General features: G+C 45.9%; 20 protein-coding genes. 5 read left to right on the top strand and 15 right to left on the bottom strand.

Features of this window, described 5'->3' with window-relative positions:
- The first annotated feature begins 369 nt into the window (after positions 1 to 369).
- On the top strand, positions 370 to 987 hold the full coding sequence (locus BUB37_RS12280; RefSeq protein WP_072994116.1) for a hypothetical protein: 618 nt from the start codon (positions 370 to 372) through the stop codon (positions 985 to 987).
- 200 nt (positions 988 to 1,187) lie between these two features.
- Here BUB37_RS12280 and BUB37_RS12275 read toward each other — a convergent pair whose 3' ends face one another.
- The 9 genes from BUB37_RS12275 to mnmE form a co-directional block, all read right to left on the bottom strand.
- Positions 1,188 to 1,832, bottom strand: a complete 645-nt coding sequence (locus tag BUB37_RS12275) for a hypothetical protein (RefSeq protein WP_072994115.1) — start codon at positions 1,830 to 1,832, stop codon at positions 1,188 to 1,190.
- Positions 1,833 to 2,080: 248 nt separating this feature from the next.
- Positions 2,081 to 2,698: a CatB-related O-acetyltransferase gene (locus BUB37_RS12270; protein WP_072994114.1), complete on the bottom strand. Its 618-nt coding sequence runs from the start codon at positions 2,696 to 2,698 to the stop codon at positions 2,081 to 2,083.
- Entirely contained in the window at positions 2,695 to 3,078 is a 384-nt protein-coding gene (locus BUB37_RS12265; protein ID WP_072994113.1) for a hypothetical protein, read from the bottom strand. The genes BUB37_RS12270 and BUB37_RS12265 overlap by 4 nt, the downstream gene beginning before the upstream one ends.
- A gap of 19 nt (positions 3,079 to 3,097) precedes the next feature.
- On the bottom strand, positions 3,098 to 3,958 hold the full coding sequence (locus BUB37_RS12260; protein ID WP_072994112.1) for an SDR family oxidoreductase: 861 nt from the start codon (positions 3,956 to 3,958) through the stop codon (positions 3,098 to 3,100).
- Between the two features lie 26 nt (positions 3,959 to 3,984).
- Positions 3,985 to 4,455, bottom strand: a complete 471-nt coding sequence (locus BUB37_RS12255; RefSeq protein WP_072994111.1) for a hypothetical protein — start codon at positions 4,453 to 4,455, stop codon at positions 3,985 to 3,987.
- 29 nt (positions 4,456 to 4,484) lie between these two features.
- On the bottom strand, positions 4,485 to 5,594 hold the full coding sequence (locus BUB37_RS12250) for a serine hydrolase domain-containing protein (protein WP_072994110.1): 1,110 nt from the start codon (positions 5,592 to 5,594) through the stop codon (positions 4,485 to 4,487).
- A 100-nt stretch (positions 5,595 to 5,694) separates the two neighbouring features.
- The gene (locus BUB37_RS12245) at positions 5,695 to 7,425 is read right to left on the bottom strand and encodes a tetratricopeptide repeat protein (RefSeq protein WP_244526824.1); all 1,731 of its coding nucleotides are present in this window, start codon (positions 7,423 to 7,425) and stop codon (positions 5,695 to 5,697) included.
- Positions 7,426 to 7,914: 489 nt separating this feature from the next.
- A complete protein-coding gene (locus tag BUB37_RS12240; RefSeq protein ID WP_072994108.1) occupies positions 7,915 to 8,517 on the bottom strand; it encodes a short chain dehydrogenase in 603 nt (200 codons plus the stop codon).
- A 264-nt stretch (positions 8,518 to 8,781) separates the two neighbouring features.
- A complete protein-coding gene (mnmE, locus tag BUB37_RS12235) occupies positions 8,782 to 10,179 on the bottom strand; it encodes a tRNA uridine-5-carboxymethylaminomethyl(34) synthesis GTPase MnmE (protein ID WP_072994107.1) in 1,398 nt (465 codons plus the stop codon).
- A 141-nt stretch (positions 10,180 to 10,320) separates the two neighbouring features.
- Here mnmE and BUB37_RS12230 point away from each other — a divergent pair, with 141 nt between their 5' ends.
- Positions 10,321 to 10,800, top strand: coding sequence for a hypothetical protein (locus BUB37_RS12230; RefSeq protein WP_072994106.1), 480 nt, complete (start codon positions 10,321 to 10,323; stop codon positions 10,798 to 10,800).
- 133 nt (positions 10,801 to 10,933) lie between these two features.
- Positions 10,934 to 11,296, top strand: a complete 363-nt coding sequence (locus BUB37_RS12225) for a DUF4870 domain-containing protein (RefSeq protein WP_072994105.1) — start codon at positions 10,934 to 10,936, stop codon at positions 11,294 to 11,296.
- A gap of 68 nt (positions 11,297 to 11,364) precedes the next feature.
- Here the strand turns inward: BUB37_RS12225 and dnaN are convergent, their stop codons facing one another.
- The 4 genes from dnaN to BUB37_RS12205 form a co-directional block, all read right to left on the bottom strand.
- Positions 11,365 to 12,483 carry a DNA polymerase III subunit beta gene (dnaN, locus tag BUB37_RS12220; protein ID WP_072994104.1) on the bottom strand — a complete coding sequence of 373 codons (1,119 nt, stop codon included), beginning with the start codon at positions 12,481 to 12,483 and terminating at the stop codon, positions 11,365 to 11,367.
- Between the two features lie 132 nt (positions 12,484 to 12,615).
- Positions 12,616 to 14,283, bottom strand: a complete 1,668-nt coding sequence (gene gldG / locus BUB37_RS12215; protein ID WP_072994103.1) for a gliding motility-associated ABC transporter substrate-binding protein GldG — start codon at positions 14,281 to 14,283, stop codon at positions 12,616 to 12,618.
- Positions 14,283 to 15,014 carry a gliding motility-associated ABC transporter permease subunit GldF gene (gldF, locus tag BUB37_RS12210; protein ID WP_072994102.1) on the bottom strand — a complete coding sequence of 244 codons (732 nt, stop codon included), beginning with the start codon at positions 15,012 to 15,014 and terminating at the stop codon, positions 14,283 to 14,285. Before gldF ends, gldG begins: the two co-directional genes overlap by 1 nt.
- A gap of 141 nt (positions 15,015 to 15,155) precedes the next feature.
- Positions 15,156 to 15,986 carry an SAM hydrolase/SAM-dependent halogenase family protein gene (locus BUB37_RS12205; RefSeq protein ID WP_072994101.1) on the bottom strand — a complete coding sequence of 277 codons (831 nt, stop codon included), beginning with the start codon at positions 15,984 to 15,986 and terminating at the stop codon, positions 15,156 to 15,158.
- A gap of 128 nt (positions 15,987 to 16,114) precedes the next feature.
- On the opposite strand from BUB37_RS12205, the gene BUB37_RS12200 reads away from it, so the two are divergent.
- Positions 16,115 to 17,068, top strand: a complete 954-nt coding sequence (locus BUB37_RS12200) for a PhoH family protein (RefSeq protein WP_072994100.1) — start codon at positions 16,115 to 16,117, stop codon at positions 17,066 to 17,068.
- A gap of 48 nt (positions 17,069 to 17,116) precedes the next feature.
- Positions 17,117 to 18,067 (top strand): phosphoribosylaminoimidazolesuccinocarboxamide synthase, encoded by a 951-nt coding sequence (locus tag BUB37_RS12195; protein ID WP_072994099.1) that lies wholly within the window; start codon positions 17,117 to 17,119, stop codon positions 18,065 to 18,067.
- Positions 18,068 to 18,070: 3 nt separating this feature from the next.
- Here the strand turns inward: BUB37_RS12195 and BUB37_RS12190 are convergent, their stop codons facing one another.
- Both BUB37_RS12190 and BUB37_RS12185 read right to left on the bottom strand, forming a co-directional pair.
- On the bottom strand, positions 18,071 to 18,730 hold the full coding sequence (locus BUB37_RS12190; protein WP_072994098.1) for a 3'-5' exonuclease: 660 nt from the start codon (positions 18,728 to 18,730) through the stop codon (positions 18,071 to 18,073).
- Positions 18,727 to 20,649, bottom strand: a complete 1,923-nt coding sequence (locus BUB37_RS12185) for a DUF294 nucleotidyltransferase-like domain-containing protein (protein WP_072994097.1) — start codon at positions 20,647 to 20,649, stop codon at positions 18,727 to 18,729. The genes BUB37_RS12190 and BUB37_RS12185 overlap by 4 nt, the downstream gene beginning before the upstream one ends.
- Positions 20,650 to 20,691 lie beyond the last annotated feature (42 nt).

Below are 20,691 nucleotides of genomic sequence, written 5' to 3'. Positions count from 1 at the left end.
CCATTTACCAAGCACCCAATGCACATAGTGTGGGTTGAACAAAAAGGGAGTTTTTTTTTCTTGAGAAGTACTCCCCAAAACCACCAAATGTTCCATGCAGTTGATAAACGTACAATCAAGGAGAAAGCCGTAAGTATCAGTTGGGCTTTTCCTATAAATCCCCCTTTGAAGGGGGTGCCCGCAGGGCGGGGGATGTCCTCTCGAAGCCGAAGAGGGGCGATTAACACCGTCCCGCTCGGCACAAGGGTGACGTCTGGGCCGGCCGGGCCAGGTATTTGCGAAATTCTTACTTTTATGGGTATAAACAAGGTAGCGTCAATGGCTATATCTAGGTTTAGTTGTTGGGTGCCATAGAAAAAAGTACGATCGATGGAAATCACAAAAAACCAAAACAAGGCCGTTGACGACATCGTTGAGATGGTGGTCTCGGTAATCGGAAAGGGATCAAGGGAAATGGATGCTACGGAAGCTATTTCGAGCACGGCGAGACTGGCCGGCAGTTTTTTGTTCCGGTCCTTTGGTTTTAATGTAGCGGATGCAAAACCGGGTTCTGCCATGTTGTCCGAAGAGGCCAATACCAAAGGTCCCCAGCTCGTTCAAATTACCCACGCCGTACTGCAAAAATTTGGGGTACAGATCGACAATAACAAGATGTCGGGCAGCAACCGAAAACGGGCCGAAAGCAATTTTGTGGATGCCATTGCCCAGGTTCAGGGCCCGGCCTTGGAAATCATGAAAAAAAATGATTTAAGCTACGAAGAAATGGCCCAATCGGCTGCCATTGCCACGGCCTTCATTATCCAACAAAGCGTGAACATCGCCCCTGAAGAGGGTTTTGGAACGGCCATTTACCATTATATTGAAGGCACAAAAACCTTTCCTCCCGAATTTTCCGTTGTATCGGAAAAACCGACCAACACCAAGGCCCCTGCAAAGGAAGCCACGGAGCCCAAAGGCGGTTCAAAACCTTGGTGGAAGTTTTGGTAATCGTTCTTTCCTTCCCAGAATGCCATATGGGCTCCAGCATGGCGTGTGCGCCACATTTTGTGTGGCATCTGTATTTACGGGGGTACACGGGTAATGGGGCCTTCCTTTTTCGCTTTCTTAAGATTGGAGGGTTCAAAATTGGGGTACATATTGAGGTGAATCGTCTCGATTTATAAAACTTTATTGCCTTTGATTTGCATTTAAAATTTGATCCCCACATAAAGGTTGGGTTCGAACAGGAAATAGGATTTCCATTTATTGTCCAATTGTTTAAATTCTTCAGGAGTATTGGTATCAAACATCCAATTTTGGCAATGGATCTGGGGCTCTACGAAAATGCGCTTCTTTTTTCCGAAAGCAATGTGATACCCAAGGTGGTACGATGTGTAGAGCTTAAAGCCGTTGGCTATTTTCTTGTCGTTCAGATCCAAATAGGTCTTGTACTGGGGCAAAACTTCCACTGAGGCAAATAGTCCCTTCCACAGCATTCGTTGATACGATATTCCTATTCCCGTTTCCCGCAGATAGCCAGGGTAAAATTCCGTTTCCGAATCTATTTTGTCCTTAAGTCCGTCCCACCACTGAATGCCCATGGGTTGAAATAGCCTCCACGTGGCAAGTTTGATGCCAATTATGTTTTTAGAATCCAATTCGCGCTTTACGTGAAGCTCAATGTGCTGGGTATTGGTTCTTTCGCCTCCTTCGCCGATATTGGCCAGGATAATTGCAGGAAAACTGACCCTGTATTTATAATCCGTAGCATTATTCCTTAAAGATTCATTGTTGCCCTGTGCCCATACGTTCAAGGAGCAAAAGACAAAGCCGATGATCAACAGTTTTTTCATTTTGATTTGTTTTTAATTGTTCGTTTTTTGATTTACAATGAATTTACTGATGCAAAGAAACGTGGTAAGTAAGGGCGCTTCGTCCTGAATTATGATTTCAAACCTTTTGCCTCTGTGGCCAAAAGGTATACCCGCTATTTTCGGAAAGTGTCGTGTTTCATGCGTGCCAAGAAAAAAGGCTTAACATTTTTCGTGTTAAGCCTTACTCGAATTTAGGTCCCTTCTTGTTTAAGATACTCTTTCTTATTTCATGGCAGCGCCTCCGGTCCAGAGGTCAGTAGATCTAGGTTTTGGGTAATTTTTTCAATACTCCAATGCCACCATTGCAGGGCCAACAGTTTTTCGATACGGTCTTCCGAAAACCGTTTTTTGATGGGTTTCGCCGGGTTTCCCCCAACAATGGTATAAGGCTCCACATTTTTGGTGACAACCGCTTTTGTGGCAATAATGGCGCCATCGCCTATATGTACCCCCGGCATAAGGGTTGCGGCATGGCCTATCCACACATCGTTACCGATAACAGTATCCCCTTTTGAGGGATAGCTTTTGCCCTTCATGGCATCTTGCCATGCGCCCCCAAAGATGGCAAACGGATAGGCCGTTGTGGCTTCTGTGAGATGGTTGCCGCCATTCATGATAAAGGTGGCATCTGAAGCGATCATACAAAACTTGCCGATGATGAGTTTGTCCCCAATAAAATCAAAGTGGTATTTGACATTTTTTTCAAAGTTGGATACGTCCTCAAAATCATCGTAATAGGTGTAATCGCCCACAATGATATTGGGATTGTTGATATAACTTTTTAAAAAACAAAGGTTTTTATAATGGGCCAAAGGAAAAACTGTAGTGGGATCAGGAATTTTCATAAAGGTGCTATATGTTTTGATGTTTTGAACAGTACAAAGGCCAAATACAGGGTTATTAGGGCTTGGACTTTCTCTATTTTGGTCTCCGCCAAAAGGTTGCCAAGGGTATTCAACATAAAAAATACGGCAAATACGAACAGTATTCCCTTTATCGCCTTACTTGTAAAAATAGGTTTAATAATTCTGTTTTTCATTAGTATAACCATTGCCAAGAACAGCATGGTAACCAAGGCCACCATTTCTAAAACATAAATGGTCTGGATCGATGCTATTTTACCGCCCCAAACAATAGTATGGGGTACCAATTGAAATAGCACCGATAAGTGTAAGACGGCGTAGGCTACTGCGATGGTTACAACGATTTTTTCCGAGGTTCTCATTTATAGTACGTTTAAGGTCTTATAGGTTTTTGGCCTGTGCCAAATAAAAATCCTTAAGGTGTTGGTTTCCATACGAAGGTGCAATATTGTCCTCTGCCATTAAGGTTAAAAAAAACTCGATGGGCCCATAGGTCTTGACACTGGTAAAATTTCTTAGGCACCAGAGGGTCAATTTTCGGGTCCAATCGGGTAAATGACTGATTTTTATGGGTTTGTTCAATGCGGTCAAGGCGAGTTCGCCTATATCGTTAAGACTGAGAACATCCGGCCCCCCGATGGTCAATTCCTTGGTGTCCATGTCCAATGAATCCACAATGGCCCTTGCCAAATCCTCACCGTGTATGGGGTTGAATTTTTGATGGCCAGATCCAAATAAATAGACCCGGCCCGATTTGGCCATTTGTAAAAAATCTTTCATATCCGAGAAAAAACCGTTAGGCCTTATTACCGTGTAGTTCAGGCCGGAAGATTTTAACGCATCGACAAACTTTTCCTTGGCTTCAAAAATTTTTAAAGCTCGATGTTTCTCGCCGTTAATGGCCGAAACGTAAACAAAGTGCTTTACCCCGGCCTTTTTTGCTTCTTTAAGCAAATTCATATTGGCCCCATAGTCTACGTCCATATAGGTTAGCCCCTCTTTTTGCCTGGTAATGCCCACCGTTGATATTACGGTGTGTACGCCTTTACAGATGTCGCGTAAGGTTTCGGGCTTTGTTACCTCGGCCTGCTTTACCTCCAAAAAGTTTTCGTTGCTGTTCTGCAATTTGTCGGGGTTGCGCACGATGGCGATTACCTGGTTTTGTTGTTCGGTGAGCACCTCTAGCAAGTAACGGCCCAAATATCCTGTGGCACCTGCCAATAAAACGTTGGTATGTTTCATTATCGATTGGTTTATAGGGCCATTTTTCAGTTTAGCCTTCTTTTAAAAATATAGCGTGTGATAAAAATTCCGTTGTCATCGTCTTCGCCTGCATTGCTTTCCACCGCGCTGGTCACGAACATCAAATTCCAACCTTCCGAAACCATGGCCGTCAATTTTGAAGCAATCAGGGCGTCATTGGCCGCAATATTCTGAAACCGAATTCCGCCTAGGTTAAAAAGGTTCAATAATTTGGTCTCTTCAAAATTTTTAAGCCTAATGTCCTTTCTTTTTGATTTGTTCCGGGTTGTATTTTCCTCGGTTCGGGCAGAGGTAAACTGTTCGTAATCCCTTTCATCGTTCGACGAAATGATGCGCGATCGGCCCAAGCCGCTCGGAACGATGGATTCGACGCTTGTGATGACCTTGATCTCAAAAGCTTGTTCAGTTGTTTCTTGGCTATAGGCATTTGTCGCCAATAGTGCGAACAATGTGAAACTTGATAGTAATTTTTTCATGGGTATATGGTTTTTATAATCGTTTTCTATTATTGAATGAATTCGTGCGTTAGTAATTGTTGGATAATGGTATTGCGTTGTGATCCCGTATCGTCTTGCCGATTGCTCAATAGAACCAGGGTGGCATCGTACTGTGGTATAAAACCGATCATGCTCCAATAGCCATTGATATCGCCTCCGTGCCAATACATTGTGGTATTGCCTTCTTGTGTGGTAAACCATCCCAATCCAAAGTCTACAAATCCACTGGGCACATCTTGGGCAAATAGCTCTACTTTTTCGGCTTCGGTAAACCAATCGGTTTTTACGGCCTTGGTCCATGTTTCCATGTCCTTTGGGCTGCTGCTAAAGTCGCCCGCACCAAAGGCAATGCCCATGGGGTACATACTGTTGACATTCCCGTTCAAATAGCCTTGGGCGTGGGTGTCAACATCTATTTCATCGGTACCCTTAAATGAATCTGCCATACCGAGGGGGCCAAAAATTTTCCGTTGAACGTACTGATGGTAGGGCACACCCGATAATTGCTGAACCAATAAGGCCGCAATAAGATAGTTTGAGTTGCAATATTGCTTGTTTGAACCCGGCGTAAAATGGAGTCCATTTTCAGAAACCAGGTCTTTAATAAGCTCATAAATATCCACTTCGTCCAAGACCGATCCCGCTTCGTAAGCTTGTTCTATCACCGATTGGTACTCCGGAATACCGGATTGATGCGATAGTAACTGGGCAATGGTAATTTGGTCGCCGTTTGGAAATTCGGGGTCAAATTCATCTAAAGTTTGGTCGAAACCGAGGATCAGACCATCCCGTTTTAGTTGCACTATAGCCGCGGCCGTTAAAGTCTTGGTAACGGAACCTATGCGATAGGCAAGGTGGTAGCCCTGTGGTAAATTGGAGTTTTTGTTTGCCGATCCAAAACCTTGGCGTATGACATCGCTCCCGTTTTTAGTAACGATGGCGTAACCTTGAAAATCGATTTCGGTCAATAAATTTTCAAGGGTCGTGTAGTCGCCTATCGGGGGATCGCCATCATCGTTCTTTGAGCACGACGATGCCCATATGGTTAAAGCCAACAAAAGGGCTGCCGATAATCTGTTTACCGAATACGTGTTGAAGGGTAGAATTGATAGATTCATGATTGTTCGTTTTTTGATCAATAATTTTGACGCAAAGATTTGCCATATATGCCAGGCAATCGTTCTAAATTATAATCTGAAACGAACTAACGAAGTGCGACTAAGGGTTGGCCTTCATCCAGGCCCTAGGGGTTACACCTTCTATTTTTTTAAAATAGGTATTAAATACACTTTTGGAGTTAAAACCACTGTCATAGGCCAAGCCGAGAATGGTCAAATGCGAATTTTTGGGATCTAGGGCTATGGTTTTAAAATGCTTTAAACGGTATGAATTGACAAAGTCGTTAAAATTGGCATTAAACGCCTGATTGATCAGAAATGACATTTTATTGGTGTTTAACCCTAAAACGTCCGCAACCATTTTTAAACTTAATTGCGGATTTAAAAAAGGTTCTTCCTCGTTGAAATAACTAAGCAATTCTTTTTTTAAGATTTCAATTTGGCCATCATCCAAGATGTTCGCGATCGGTTTCCCATCATCCGTCCGAGGGCTTGTAATATCGGAAAGGGACAAATTGGAACCGTGCAGGTCTGTAAAGCCCTTTACTTTGTGCAAAGGTTGTAAAAAGGGTTCTTGCCTGTAGTTTATGATCTGACCTCGTCTTTGATCGATCATCTCTTTTAGGCGGGAAAATCCCGATTCTATGCGACCTGAATTGCTTAGGATAAACAGGTCATAAGGCACCAATAGGGTTTCGTTGTAACCTTGTTCCGACCATTTTTTTATAATGGGCTCCTGAACTTCAATAGGTTTGTCGTTGATGAGGTCAAACAATAGGTTTTTCTCCGCTATCAGCGGGGTGTTGTGTATAAATTCATCAAACTGCTGTCTTTTGTTCAACCATATTAAACAAAAGCACTTTAAATGGTGTGCCAACTCCAGTTCAGGATTAAGGGTCAGGGCATACTCCACGGTTTCAAGGGCTTTGTCATACTGACCTTGGTAGTAGTAGATATGTGCCAACGTATAATGGTTATTGGAAGAAAGCGGATCTACTTCTATAAGCCTGTTGGCATATATCAAGGCTTTATCAAAATGACCGAGTGCCATGAACAACTCGGCCATAGCTTCCAGACCGTCAATATGGTCTGGGTTTATGGCCAATACCTTGTTTATATGAACGTACGCATTTTTAAAGTCCCATTCTTGCCAAAAAAATCGACCTACATAAGAGAGAGGGTATTCGGGCAACGAGGTATCCAATTCCTTGGCCATGAGTAAATTGCCTATGGCTGATTCCATAGCCTCTTCATAGGGCATGTACCCCCACATGGCCGATAACCCATAACATTGTAAATTGGCATAGTAGGCCCTGGCGTAATTCTTGTCGAGGGCAATGGCCTGATTGTAATAGGATATGGCCTGCCCTAGACTTTCGGGGGTCCATTTTAATTGAAATGACCGTCCCTTTAAGTACAATTGATAGGCATCAACGTTGTTTGTAGGCTGGTCTATTAAATGATCTTGAATTTCGAAATGGCCAAAATTGTTTCGCACCTCGTCCGCTATGGCAAGACTGATCTCATCTTCCAATTCAAAAATATCGGTCAATTCCCTATCAAACCTTTTGGACCAATAGTGCGACCCATCTTCAATGTCTATTAACTGGGCGGTTATTCTAACCCTTTCCTGCGATTTTTTGATGCTCCCTTCAAGAATCGTATTTACGCCCAATTGCTTACCGATACTTCTAATGTCGATATCCTTTCCCTTAAAGGCGAATGAAGAGGTTCTTGCAATTACTTTTAGCTGATTTATTTTTGTAAGCGCATTTATAATTTCTTCAGTGATTCCATCGCAGAAATAATCGTTGTCAATATCATTACTCATATTGACAAAGGGCAAAACAGCAATGGATTGCGTGTTCGCCATCTACTGAAAAAAATGAAACATATAAGAACCAAGTAGGCTCTTATACCATTTTGGGTATATCGTTACCGTCGGTTGCACGAGTCAAAGCTTTTCGTTCAAATCTTCCTTTTACAAAACCAAATTGAACCGATTTGGCAGAGGCTATAAAAATACATTAAACTTTAGGTTATGCGGCAAAACCCTGTTAAAATATAGCCATAACAGAGAATGGTTTTCGTTTTTTTTATATCGACCATCATCAATTGCCTGTTCGCGACCATTGGAAGCCGATTGTAAAAACGCCATGCCCGATCCATTTCAGGACGGTTCTTTCCTTACCTAAAAGGTCCGTTTTATGGGGAATTACGCCCTTTGCCAATGGATCGGCGCGGGCATACCAAACTAAAAATCGACAGTATTTTCCGAGCAAACAATTTTTACAAGGTATCGATAAGAGGTAGGCTTTTTTTATTCGTACTGTCTAATTATTTCACCGCTTCCTTTTCCCTCGACACTTCGTATGTAGGCATTAACAACTTTGTTCATGTTCACAGGATTGTGCCCGGGGAAATAGTCCTTATATTTTTCATAGGCATCCTCGACCACTCCGAGTGATACTGCGTTTACCCTAATTTCATTTTCCATTTCAAGGTCGACCGCCTTTACAAAGCTGTGGATGGCACCGTTCACCATAGCCGCACTGGTGGTCTTTTCAACGGGGTCATCGGCTAAAATTCCCGTGGATAAGGTAATGGAACCTTTTTTGTTCAGATAGTTTCGGCCTATCCGTACCAAGTTGACTTGTCCCATTAATTTGCTTTTTAGGCCAATGTAATAGTCCTCTTCCGTCAGGTTTTCGAATTTATCCCACTTGGCTTCCCCCGCGATACAGATTATGGCATCTAATTTTCCAATTTTATTAAGACCGGCCTCTATTGATTCACTTTTGGAAATGTCAATACTTACATCGCTATTCGATCTTCCTCCGATGATGACTTCGTACTTGCCCCTAAAGTAGGCCGAGACCTTTTTTCCAATGGTTCCGTTTCCTCCAATTATTAATATCTTCATTAGGTGTCATTTATTAATTTTCCAATTGCCACCAAGGGCAATCGGTATTTGCCAAATTTAGCACATGCGTACCTAATATAAAATCTCAATGGCTTTGCAGCAGTAGGGGGTAGCAAATCGGTATCAAGGGAAAAAAGTTGACGCCATTGAGGTAACCGGGTTATTGTTCTTTCAGAATATTTGAAATGATGGAATAACAAAAAAAAAGTAAATAGTTGATTTAGTGTATTTCAGCTTTTTTTTGAAGCCTTTTGATTGCCTGGTCTATTTGCCGATACAGAAATTAGCGAAAATATTCCCCAGCAGCTCGTCGTTGGTCACTTGCCCGGTAATCTCACCGAGGTGGTACAGGGCTTCCCGTACATCGATGGCCATAAGGTCGCTCGAAAGGCCTTCTTCCATACCCAATTGAACCTTTTCGATTTCTTCCAGGGCCTTTAACAGCGAATCGTAGTGGCGCGAATTGGTTACGATGGTTTCATTGTTGCGCAAGGCTCCGGTATTGATAAATTGTAAAAGGCGCTGCTTAAGGTCTTCGATTCCTTCCCCGGTCTTGGCTGAAATATAGCTTACCTTACCCAAGTGCCGATCAATGGCGACCTTGTCCGTATCGGAAAGGGCATCGGACTTGTTCACCAATAGCAGCAGGGGTTTGTTGGGGTTTTCGGCCTTTATTTTATCGAACTCGTCCGTAGTACGCTTTAATTTATCAACATTGCCCAAAAGTTTGGGGCCATCGACCAAAAGCAGGACCACCTGGGCCTGTTCGATTTTTTCAAACGTTCGCTTAATGCCCATACCCTCGACCACATCTTCGGTTTCCCTAATCCCTGCGGTATCGATAAACCGAAAACCGATACCACCTATGGCGATTTCGTCTTCGATGGTGTCACGGGTGGTGCCTTCAATATCCGACACCAAGGCACGCTCTTCGTTCAAAAAGGCATTGAGCAAGGTAGATTTGCCCACATTGGGCTCTCCCACAATGGCCACGGGTATTCCGTTTTTAATAACGTTTCCTACCGCGAACGAATCGATGAGTCCCTTCAACACCCTTTGAATACGCCCGAGCAACTCCTTAAATTGCCTTCGGTCGGCGAACTCCACATCCTCTTCCGAAAAATCGAGTTCGAGCTCGATCAAGGAGGCAAAATTGAGAAGTTCGGCCCTCAACTCCTTGATTTCATTACTAAACCCGCCCCGCATCTGCTGTATGGCAATCTGGTGACTGGCCGCATTGTCGCTCGCAATAAGGTCCGCCACGGCCTCGGCCTGGCTAAGGTCCATCTTTCCGTTGAGAAAGGCCCTAAGGGTAAATTCGCCCGGCTCGGCGGTTCTACAGCCATTCCGGAGAAAGAGTTGAATGATCTGCTGCTGTATAAAGGGCGAACCGTGGCACGATAGCTCCACAACGTTCTCGCCCGTATACGAATGGGGCGCCTTAAAGACCGATACCAAGACCTCGTCCAACAACTTTCCATCCTCCACAATATGGCCCAGACTGATCGTGTGGCTCTTTTTTTGTAACAGGTCCTTGCCAAAGGCGGACTTAAAAAAAGGGGCTGCGACCGCAATGGCGTCGGGGCCCGAAATACGTATGACGGCAATCGCCCCTGCCCCCGAAGGGGTTGCCAATGCTATTATGGTGTCGTTTAAGATCATTCTGCAACTTTGCACAAAAATAGTTAAAATAGGGCAGACCCGCGGTCGGGTGCTTTACGCTAAAATATAGTTAAAGACGATGTCGGCAATGTTTTAAATTGTATACCTTCGGCCCACCATTAACAATTAAATTATAATTATATGAACTTACGTTCACTTACAGTAGCGGCCCTTTTACTAGGAGTCGTCAGTTTCGCTTCGGCCCAGGCCGAACCCGTTAAGACCGACTCTTTGGTTCAGGTCGAGCAGGCCCGGGAAGAAGCCGAGGCCATGCAAGATCGGATAAAAAAGGCCGAAGAAGAAGCCAAAAAAGCCGAGAAGGAGGCCAAAAGGGCGGAGAAAGAGGCCAAAAAAGCGGAAAAGGCGCAAAAAAAGCTGGAAAAAGCGGCCCAAAAAAGGGAGGCTTTGAAGGAAGATATCATCGATAAGAAAAAGGACATTGCAAAACGCGAGCGCAAGATCAATAGCCTTAACGAGGATATGGAACTCGATAGGATCAAAGGGAAGCTTTCTCCCAACGATATCGACAAGATCAACGGCAAAATTGACAAGGAGAAGTTGAAGGTGCTAAAGGACAAGGAAAAACTTCACAAGTTGGAGCTTAAGCTCAAAAAGAGTTGACTTTTGGAAAAGTTGAAAGATCCCGCTGTGTTCACGCAGCGGGATTTTTTTGTTTTAGGGGTAGGGTAGGGCCCCTTGTAACATTTTTGGTTTATGTACGTCTTATAGTTAGAAACCCTTAAACAATCAAAAAATGGAAGTCATCAATCAAAACAAAACATTGGAAACAAATAATCAGCTTTTGGTCATAGCACACCTATCGCAACTTTTGACCTATGTAACGGGCTTTGGGGGACTGTTGGTGCCCTTGGTCATTTGGTTGGCCTCAAAAGACTCGGTAACCGGCATGGACGAGCACGGAAAGGCGATCGTCAATTTTCAATTGAGCGTGTTGCTCTTTACGCTATTGAGCATCCCGGCTATCCTCTTGCTGGGATTGGGCATTCTAAGTCTTATTTTTATAGGGATTGTAGCCTTTGTACTACCGATCGTAAACGCCGTAAGGGCGAGCAACGGGGAAGCGCCCAGCTATTTTATGACCATTCGATTTTTATAGAAAACACATCCCAAACAAAAAGCCTTGAAAGATCAAGGCTTTTTTTTATTATCGTTGGCCGCATTGGCCTAGCTGTTGAGCATAACGGGCATGACCAGCATGGTCACGTTTTCGCCTTCGTCCAATCCGTCGATGGGGGTCAAGATTCCCGCCCTGTTGGGCAAGCTCATTTCAAGTGACACATCGTCGGAGTTGAGGTTGTTCAACATCTCGGTCAAGAAACGGCTGTTAAAGCCTATTTGCATATCGTCGCCCTGGTAGGAGCAGGTCAGGCGCTCTTCGGCCTTGTTGCTGTAGTCGATATCCTCCGCGGAGATGTTCAGTTCGGCCCCGGCGATTTTCAATCGGATCTGGTGGGTGGTCTTATTGGAGAATATGGCCACACGTTTTACGGAGCTCAAGAACTGCGTTCTTGAAATGGATAGTTGATTGGGGTTTTCCTTGGGGATAACGGCCTCGTAGTTCGGGTATTTTCCGTCGATCAGCCTACAGATCAGCTCCGTGTTCTCGAAACTGAACTTAGCATTGCTGTCGTTGTATTCGATAAGCACGTCGGATTCGCTGCCTGCCAAGATCCCCTTCAACAAGGTCAATGGTTTTTTGGGCATTATAAATTCGGCCACCTGCGAGGCGGTCACATCGGTACGCTGGTATTTGACCAATTTATGGGCATCGGTGGCCACAAAGGTCAGGCTCTCGGGAGAGAACTGAAAAAACACACCGCTCATTACCGGCCGAAGGTCGTCGTTACCCGCGGCAAAAATGGTTTTGTCGATGGCCGTGGCCAGGATGTCGCCCATAATACTGGTGGAACTTGGGTTGGCCAATTCGACCGCCTTGGGAAATTCGGCCCCATCGGCGTAGGCCAGGGCATATTTACCATGGTTCGAACTGATCTCTACCGTATTGTTGTCTTCCACTACAAAGGTCAAGGGCTGCTCGGGAAAGGTCTTTAAGGTTTCCAATAGCAACTTGGCCGGAACCGCAATGGTCCCCTCGTTATCTGAATCTACATTGAGCACAGAGCTCATGGTGGTTTCAAGATCGGAAGCGGAAACCGTAAGTTTATCTTGCTTAAGGTCGAACAAGAAGTTATCTAAAATAGGCAAGGTATTGCTGTTGTTGATTACACCGCCCAAGACCTGCAGCTGTTTTAAGAGATAAGTGCTCGATACTATGAATTTCATAGGTAGACTGTTATTTCAATTTTGTGGGATATATGTTCTCTATTGTCTTAAAAAGTATTTGAAATGCCTCAAAATACAAGACAAACAAAGATATTTGAATTGTACTTTTTACCGAAACAAACTTATTAACATCTATCGACCGTATTTCCGTCTTCTATAGAAGTTGAACAAGAGTCCGAAAACAAGGGTCAATGCCACGGGAACCCCAATATTCAGTACTTGCCACATACTTTTCTGCTCGACGACCTTTTTGGAATCCAAGAAAGGAATGGCCACTTTTTTGTTTCGAATGTTTATAAGTCCGTTGTCGTCGAGTAGGTAATTGACGCTATTCAATAAAAATTCCTTGTTTCCGTAGTAGTTGTTCGTCCACTTATCATAACCGAGCTCCAATGGGCGCCCGTTTCTGATCTGGTTTTTGATGAGGTCGCCGTCCGAAATGACGAGCATCTGATTTTCCCTTGTGCCTTGGTCGGAGACCCCGGTAAGCTTTAGGGGCTTGACGCGGTTTTTGAAGGCCGAGCCGAATTTTCCCGAAACGAGTACGGCCAGGGGTTTGTTGCCGTTATTGTAATGTTCCTTGGGCGGCGGGTTGTTGATTATGTCGAGGCTTATTTGCTTGGGTACGCCCTCGAGCCGCGAAAGGGGAGAGCTGGTCAGTAAGATCTCCTTTTTGTATTCGTTGGCAAGGATGTCTATCGAACCGGTAAATTGAAATCTCAGGGCCTCGAGGTTGTCCACGATCGGGTGGTCGGTCTTCGGAAATACCATAGGATGGTAGAACCAAGGTACCGGGTTGTACTGCGAAGCACTGCCTTCTCCCGTGGCCAGGACGATTTGGGTAAAATACATGTCGTTGACCAAATCAGGATTGAAACGTACCCCATAGCGGAAGAAGAAATCGGTCAGGTTAAGGTCGATGGGCAAGGCTATGGCCTTGCCCTGCTCGTTTAATAGGCTGTCGAGCTCCATGTTCACCTGGTCGATGAGCCATATCGATTTGCCCCCGTTTACGATAAACTGGTCCATTACGTACTTTTCACCATCGGTAAAGGCCTCGGTAGGTTTGGCGATCAGGGCAAGGTCGTATCCCTTTAATTGGTCCAAGGTCTTCTGCGGATTGGTCGCCACCGAGTCCAAGGTAATGGCGCCGATATTGTAGTACTCCCTAAGGGCCGTCAGGAAATCGGCCAGATAGATATCTTCCAGTTCGCCGTTCCCCTTTATAACGGCGACCTGCTTTTTCTCCTTGACCGTGATCTTGGCGAAGGCATCCGCAAAGGCATATTCCAATTGTTGGACCGAATTGTTCACCCGTTCTTCGGTGGTCGAGCCCAGCTTGTTCTTTAACAGGGGAACCTTCACGGTCTTGTTGTCGTAGTTGACCAAGGCCCAAGGGAAAACGATTTCCTGCGATACCTTTCCGTTTTCCTCTACGGTCACCTGTGCCGGGCGGAGCCCTAGGGCCTGAAGTTCGGCCATTACATTTTCTGTCTGCCCCGCATCCTCAAGGGGATCGACAAAACTGAATTTTATATTGTTGTTTTCAGCGGCGAATTCTTCCAGTATCTGATCGGTTTCCGTTCGGAGTTTGGCAAACTCCGGGGGCAGCTTGCCATCGAGCAGTACATCGACGATGACGGGCTTTTCAAATTTGGAGGCTATATGGATGGCCTGGTCCGAAAGGGTGAACCTATGGTCTTCGGTAAGGTCGAATCGGGTATAGGCCAAACTGGCCAAAAGGTTGATACCGATCAATGCGGCGATGGCCAGGCCTAGGGTAACCAAGAACTTCCTCATTAGCGGTTCATGTTTTTAAGTTGCAGGAAGGTGAGAAAAAGAAAAAATCCCGTTACGGAAACAAAATAGACCAGATCCCTGGTGTCCAAAACACCCAGGGAAATGCTGTCGAAATGTTGTTTCATTCCCAGGGCCTTGATACCGAGCGAGGTTTGGCCGTCGTCTACGATCGACGAAAGGCCTTCAAAGCCATAATAGCCAATAAAGCACAGTACCACCCCGACAATAAAGGCAACGATCTGGTTATCGGAAAGCGTGGAAGCGAAAACACCGATGGCCGTATAGCAGGCCATCAACAAAACGGTGCCGAAATAGGATCCCATAACGGGCCCCATATCGAGGTTGCCAATGGTGGTCCCGAGTTGCGATACGGTGTAAACATAGACCAGGGTAGGTATTAGGGCAATCGACCCCAGGGCCAAGGTGCCCAAAAACTTTCCCAAAACGGTTTGGGCGATCGATACGGGCTTGATGAACAGCAACTCGAGGGTGCCCAGTTTTCTTTCTTCCGAAAAACTTTTCATGGTAATGGCGGGAATCAGGAAAAGAAATACCCAAGGGGTCAACAAAAAGAAGTTGCTCAAATCGGCGATGCCGTATTCAAATATGTTGAACTCTCCCTTGAACACCCATAGAAAGAGTCCGTTCAAGACCAAGAACAGTCCGATTACCAAATAGGCAATGGGCGAGGTAAAGAAAGATTGTATTTCGCGTTTAAATATGGCGAGCATGGCAGGTGGTTCCATTAATTCGTTTTTGAGGGTTCATTTTCTGTATTCTCGCGCAATGAGGCCGTAAAGGGCCTAAAACCATATCGGCATTGGTGCCCAAATTTAATAACATTTTGTAATCCGCGTCCAGCATCGGGCAACTTAGATAAAATTGACCGTTACCGTATCCCTATAATCGAGGCCCAAAAGGGTCGATGCGCCACCAACGGTATTCAGGTCGCTCTTGTAAATGGCCAGTTCTATATAATTGGCCGAATTGAATAGGGCCAATAGGTCGCCGGCCCCCTTGCGCTTATTTTTTTCAAGGTCGAAATTGATGATGTCGCTGTACTTGTTGTGAATGCGGTGCAGTTTGGTATTTCTGGCGGTCAGTTCGAAATCGCGGCCTTTTCGGTAGGCCTCAAAGAAATTTCTCTGGATGTTGGTCACCACGTTGCCGTAATTATCGATGTAGATCACGCTACCGATAATTTTGTTTCCGTTGTCGGTAACGGTCGGGGCCGATTCACGCAGGTCCTTTAGCTGGTCGAAGGGCCGGCCGACCACCTCTAAGGTACCGCCACGCGCAATATGGCAGGCCACTTGGACAAAAACGTCCATCACGGGAAATGAACCGTGCAAGGGGTTGGGAATATTTATCTGAACTACTTTTTCGGGCTTTTTTTCCGAAATGATCAGGCCGATGACCCCATTGTTGGCGGTAATAAAATAATGGCCGTCCACATACACGATTATGTGTTGGTTTTCGGGAGTGGGCTCGGCGTCGACACCCACTATATGGACCGTCCCCTCAGGAAAGCTTTTGTAGGCATTTTCCAAGATATAGGCGCACTCCTGAATGTTGAACGGGCCGACATTATGTGAAATATCAACAATTTTGACATCGGGAAGTTCCTTGTAGATAGTTCCCTTCAGGATACCTACAAAATGGTCTTTTAGCCCAAAATCGGTGGTTAGTGTTATTATTGCCATACAGCAATGTTGATATGTTTTTGGTTAGTCAAACTGAATTTTTCGCTAAGTTTGTTAAACAAAATTATGACAAAAAAATAGCCAAGCGAAATAATATGGCCAAGCTTTAATTTTAACACCACTTTTTTTTGAACGAACTTGTAATAGAACTCACCGAGATAAGCCCAAGGGAGTTTTTTGGTCAACAGAACCAAAATATAGACCTCTTAAAAAAATATTTCCCAAAGCTGAAGATAGTAGCGCGCGGCAACAAGATAAAGGTATATGGAGATGAGGAGCTTTTAGAAGAGTTCGATCGACGTTTTGATATACTGACTGCGCATTTTGCCAAGTACAACAAGCTGGACGAAAATATAATCGAACGCATACTTACCAGTGAGACCTCGTCCGACTATGAGTCTCCCGCAAACAGTGGTGAGGTTTTGGTACATGGTGTCAACGGGCGGCTCATCAAGGCCCAGACCGTCAACCAGCGCAAATTGGTCGATGCCGCTAAGAAGAACGATATGGTATTCGCCATTGGTCCCGCAGGTACGGGCAAGACCTATACGGGCGTGGCATTGGCGGTCAAGGCCCTAAAGGAAAAACAGGTCAAGCGAATAATACTTACGAGACCGGCCGTGGAGGCAGGGGAAAACCTGGGGTTCCTGCCCGGTGACCTAAAGGAAAAGCTCGATCCCTATATGCAACCCCTGTACGACGGATTGCGCGATATGATCCCCGCCGAGAAGCTGGCCCATTTGATCGAGAACGGAACCATTCAAATTGCCCCCTTGGCCTTTATGCGGGGGCGAACCCTCGATAACGCCTTTGTCATCTTGGACGAGGCCCAGAATACCACGCACGCCCAAATGAAGATGTTCCTTACCCGTATGGGCAAGAATGCCAAATTTTTGGTTACCGGCGACCCCGGGCAGATCGACCTGCCCCGAAGGGTAATCTCGGGACTAAAGGAGGCCTTGTTGATTCTAAAGAACACCGAAGGTATTTCGATCGTTTATTTGGACGATAAGGATGTTATTAGGCACAAGTTGGTCAAGAAGGTTATTGATGCCTATAAGACCATAGAGCACCAAAATTGATTTCGTAAACCTACATTTATAAACAACCATAACGACAAAGATCAGGTAATGAGCAGAACCATAATCGACACCAACTTTAATTTTCCCGGTCAGCTGAACGTATACAAGGGCAAGGTTCGCGAAGTGTATACCTTGGAGAACGACGTGCTCGTAATGATCGCCACCGACCGCCTTTCGGCCTTTGATGTGGTGATGCCCAAGGGAATTCCCTATAAAGGCCAGATCCTGAACCAGATCGCCACAAAAATGATGGCCGATACGGAGGATATCGTTCCGAATTGGCTGATGGCCACCCCGGATCCCAATGTAGCCATCGGACATGCCTGCGAGCCGTTTAAGGTGGAGATGGTCATACGGGGCTACCTATCGGGCCATGCGGCCAGGGAGTACAAGGCCGGCAAGCGAAGCCTCTGCGGGGTAGCGATGCCCGAGGGAATGCGGGAAAACGACAAATTTCCCGAACCTATCATCACACCTGCCACCAAGGCCGAAAAAGGAGATCATGACGAGGATATCTCCAGGGAGGATATCTTAAAAAGGGGAATCGTATCGGAAGCGGATTATACGGTGCTGGAGAACTATACCCGTGCCCTTTTTCAGAGGGGAACGGAAATTGCCGCCGAACGCGGCCTGATCTTGGTCGATACCAAGTACGAATTCGGCAAGACCCGCGATGGAAAAATCGTTCTGATCGATGAAATCCATACCCCTGATTCGTCCCGCTATTTTTATGCCGAAGGTTATCAAGACCGTCAGGATAGGGGGGAGCCGCAGAAGCAGCTTTCAAAGGAGTTCGTTCGCCAATGGCTGATCCAAAACGGATTTCAGGGCCTAGAGGGCCAAACCGTGCCGGAAATGACGGATGAGTATATCGATTCGGTATCGGAAAGGTATATCGAGCTCTACGAGAACATAACCGGGACTACCTTTGAAAAGGCCGATATTTCCAACATCCACCAACGTATTTCCGACAACGTCTTGGCCTATCTCAACAAGTAAGGCCTATCGCCATAACTTTTTCAAGGTCAGGTTTTTGGACTGCCTAAGCCTTTCCACGATTTTCATAAAGGCGATGGCGGTAATATAGGCATCGCCCAAAGCCGTGTGCCTGTCCTTGGTCGATATGTCGAATTTTTCCGCGAGTTGGTCCAAGGTGTATTGCTCTTGTGGTACGAGCAAGGGCGATTTGATAAGGCTTCGCTTATAGAGAATGGAGGTGTCGAGTACCTTGTTCCTCAACCGGGGCATACCGTGTCGCCTTAGGGCCTGGTTGATCATTTTGATATCGAAACCCGCATGGTGGGCCACCAAAACCGAATTGCCGATATATTTAAGAAAGCGCATCAAGGCCTCGATCTCGGTAATCCGCTCTTTGGGTTCTTCTTGCATGATACCGTGTATTTCGATGTTCTTGGGGTGGTAGAAGTACTGGTCGAGAAAGACCTCGAAACTTTGGTTGACCGCAATACTGTTATCGCATAGGCTCAGGGCCCCGATGGAAAGGATGCGGTCCGTTTCATAATCGAAGCCCGTAGTTTCCGTATCCAAGACGACAAACCTCACCTTTGAAATATCGGAGGGCAGCTTTTCTTCGAACTGGGCCTCGTACCGATTCCAAAAATCGGGGAAGTTTTTTTTCCGTTTTTTGAAGAAGCCTATCATCCGACCAAATTTGCGACCTTAAACCTTATTTTTATCAACTCCTGTAGTTCCTTTATGGTCTTGAAGGTGCGTTTTAACTTTATTTTTTCCTCCTTGGTCAAGGTATCCAAGGCAATAAAACGGCCTGAGTCGTTGTGCAACAGGCCTTGCTTCGTCCTGAACTTGAGCAGGGCCTTGGTGGCATAGGAACAGGCCAAAAAGAGTTCGCGGTTGTTGGGCTCCAGTTCGGCCAGCTTTTCAAAGCGTTCGGCCGTATTGTTGATCGATTTTACCTGGCTTGAAAGTACCAATACCCGAGCCCCCTCGACCAAGGGCATCAGGGCCCTTCGCTTAAGGTCGAAAAAATCTTTATGGGCACCGTTTTCCTCCACCAGGAACGACCTGAAAAATCCGCTCGGGGAAGGGTTTTGTAAGGCCCCGCTGGCCAAATGCACAAAGAATATCGGATATTTTTGGGTGGTCGACAGTATATGTGCCGTAAGTTCCCCTACAAGTTCGGCATCACCGTACGAACGGTTGTAGTCGAAAAAAATGGAGGATAAAAGCACTTGGTCCTTCCCCGGGTTGGTGATCCAATGTGTGGTACGCTCCTTCCATTCCGATAGGCTGAGGCACCATTCGGGGTTCGACGCCATCATTTCCGCAGGGCAATATTCATAGCCGATTTCGTTCAACCCTTTGGTCACCTTTTTCGCCAGGTCTAAAAAATAGGCTTTGGTGGCCTGTAATTGGCCCTCATCCACATTCTCGAAAATCAAGGCATTGTCTTGGTCGGTATGCAACAACTGCTCACTGCGGCCTTGGCTTCCCATGGCCAGCCAGGCGAATTTTACCGGGGGAGGGCCATCGAGTTTTTCCAACGAGATCTTTATCACCTGTTTGATACAGGCGTCGTTCAGCTCGGTAATTATCTTTGAGATAAGGGTCAAGGGTATGTTTTGCTCCAAATACCCTTTGAGCAGGTTCATAATGTTGTGCCTGATCTTTTTGATCTTCTTGAACTTTTCGGCCCTTTTGATGGCCTTCATAAGTACGGCCGGGTTGTTGCCCAACTCCAGCATGATATCGTGTTTCGAGACAATACCGACGGCCTCCGTATTCGGGGTTCCGTCCACCGTCAGGCACAGGTGGCTTATGCCGCTTTTCATCATGGCCATTTGGGCCTGTGCCATGGTCATTTTGGTGGGATAGGTGATGACGGGTGCACTCATGATATCCTTGGCCCTGGCCGATATGGGGAACGCGCCGGTAGCGATTTTGTTGCGCAGGTCCTTATCGGTTATGATGCCTATGGGAAGCTTGTTTTCCAAGACCAACATGGCGCCGACCCTTTTTTTCGTCATCCGAGAGGCAATGGTTTTGACCGTGGTGTTGGGGGAACACGACACCAATTTCTTTGAATAATTGACCGTTTGCAGGTCTAGGAGGTCGCTCGTTGGCTTGGCCGCGGTGACTTCCGGTCCCTCTTGAAATAGTTTGCCCTTGCGCACGATCGAATACGGGTTGCGGGTGTTCGAGGCAAAACTCTCCATCAGAAAATTGGCCACCCCCTCGTGGTTGTTGGTGAAGGGCCTGAACTCGACTATGGGAATGGCGTAAAGGATACTTTCTTCATAGGCCTTGGCCCCGATCTTGTAGTCTTCGTTGGCCATAAGGGGGCGCAGGCCAAAAATATCGCCCTCATCGCAGAGGTCGACTAGATCGGTGTCGTTTTTCTTGGTCAGGGCAACGGCTCCTTTGTGCACTACATAAAAATAGGCATGGGCCTTCTCGTCTTCGTCGAAGATAACGGCGTCCTTTACCTTGTACACGATTTTGATTTCCTGCGAAAGAGCTTCGAGGTCCTTAATCCCGATTTCGTTAAAGGGAGGGTAGTTTTTTAGAAAATCGGCGACCCTGTGCGCTATTGTATTCTTCATACCTGACATTTACCATCAAAGTTAGCGGTTGAACGGCTTATG

This window comes from Pseudozobellia thermophila (assembly GCF_900141855.1).
Taxonomy (GTDB): domain Bacteria; phylum Bacteroidota; class Bacteroidia; order Flavobacteriales; family Flavobacteriaceae; genus Pseudozobellia; species Pseudozobellia thermophila.
Note: the sequence above shows the minus strand (reverse complement) of the source record. Positions and strands in the feature narration are given on the sequence as shown.

Bases quoted from the DNA above. Each gene is read 5' to 3' on its own strand.
- BUB37_RS12225 (WP_072994105.1), top strand. From the start codon at position 10,934: ATGGAAGTCATCAATCAAAACAAAACATTGGAAACAAATAATCAGCTT.
- BUB37_RS12245 (WP_244526824.1), bottom strand. From the start codon at position 7,425: ATGAGTAATGATATTGACAACGATTATTTCTGCGATGGAATCACTGAA.
- BUB37_RS12195 (WP_072994099.1), top strand. From the start codon at position 17,117: ATGAGCAGAACCATAATCGACACCAACTTTAATTTTCCCGGTCAGCTG.
- BUB37_RS12255 (WP_072994111.1), bottom strand. From the start codon at position 4,455: ATGAAAAAATTACTATCAAGTTTCACATTGTTCGCACTATTGGCGACA.
- BUB37_RS12190 (WP_072994098.1), bottom strand. From the start codon at position 18,730: ATGATAGGCTTCTTCAAAAAACGGAAAAAAAACTTCCCCGATTTTTGG.
- BUB37_RS12270 (WP_072994114.1), bottom strand. From the start codon at position 2,698: ATGAAAATTCCTGATCCCACTACAGTTTTTCCTTTGGCCCATTATAAA.
- BUB37_RS12260 (WP_072994112.1), bottom strand. From the start codon at position 3,958: ATGAAACATACCAACGTTTTATTGGCAGGTGCCACAGGATATTTGGGC.
- BUB37_RS12265 (WP_072994113.1), bottom strand. From the start codon at position 3,078: ATGAGAACCTCGGAAAAAATCGTTGTAACCATCGCAGTAGCCTACGCC.
- mnmE (WP_072994107.1), bottom strand. From the start codon at position 10,179: ATGATCTTAAACGACACCATAATAGCATTGGCAACCCCTTCGGGGGCA.
- dnaN (WP_072994104.1), bottom strand. From the start codon at position 12,483: ATGAAATTCATAGTATCGAGCACTTATCTCTTAAAACAGCTGCAGGTC.
- BUB37_RS12275 (WP_072994115.1), bottom strand. From the start codon at position 1,832: ATGAAAAAACTGTTGATCATCGGCTTTGTCTTTTGCTCCTTGAACGTA.
- gldF (WP_072994102.1), bottom strand. From the start codon at position 15,014: ATGCTCGCCATATTTAAACGCGAAATACAATCTTTCTTTACCTCGCCC.
- gldG (WP_072994103.1), bottom strand. From the start codon at position 14,283: ATGAGGAAGTTCTTGGTTACCCTAGGCCTGGCCATCGCCGCATTGATC.
- BUB37_RS12185 (WP_072994097.1), bottom strand. From the start codon at position 20,649: ATGAAGAATACAATAGCGCACAGGGTCGCCGATTTTCTAAAAAACTAC.
- BUB37_RS12280 (WP_072994116.1), top strand. From the start codon at position 370: ATGGAAATCACAAAAAACCAAAACAAGGCCGTTGACGACATCGTTGAG.
- BUB37_RS12205 (WP_072994101.1), bottom strand. From the start codon at position 15,986: ATGGCAATAATAACACTAACCACCGATTTTGGGCTAAAAGACCATTTT.
- BUB37_RS12230 (WP_072994106.1), top strand. From the start codon at position 10,321: ATGAACTTACGTTCACTTACAGTAGCGGCCCTTTTACTAGGAGTCGTC.
- BUB37_RS12250 (WP_072994110.1), bottom strand. From the start codon at position 5,594: ATGAATCTATCAATTCTACCCTTCAACACGTATTCGGTAAACAGATTA.
- BUB37_RS12240 (WP_072994108.1), bottom strand. From the start codon at position 8,517: ATGAAGATATTAATAATTGGAGGAAACGGAACCATTGGAAAAAAGGTC.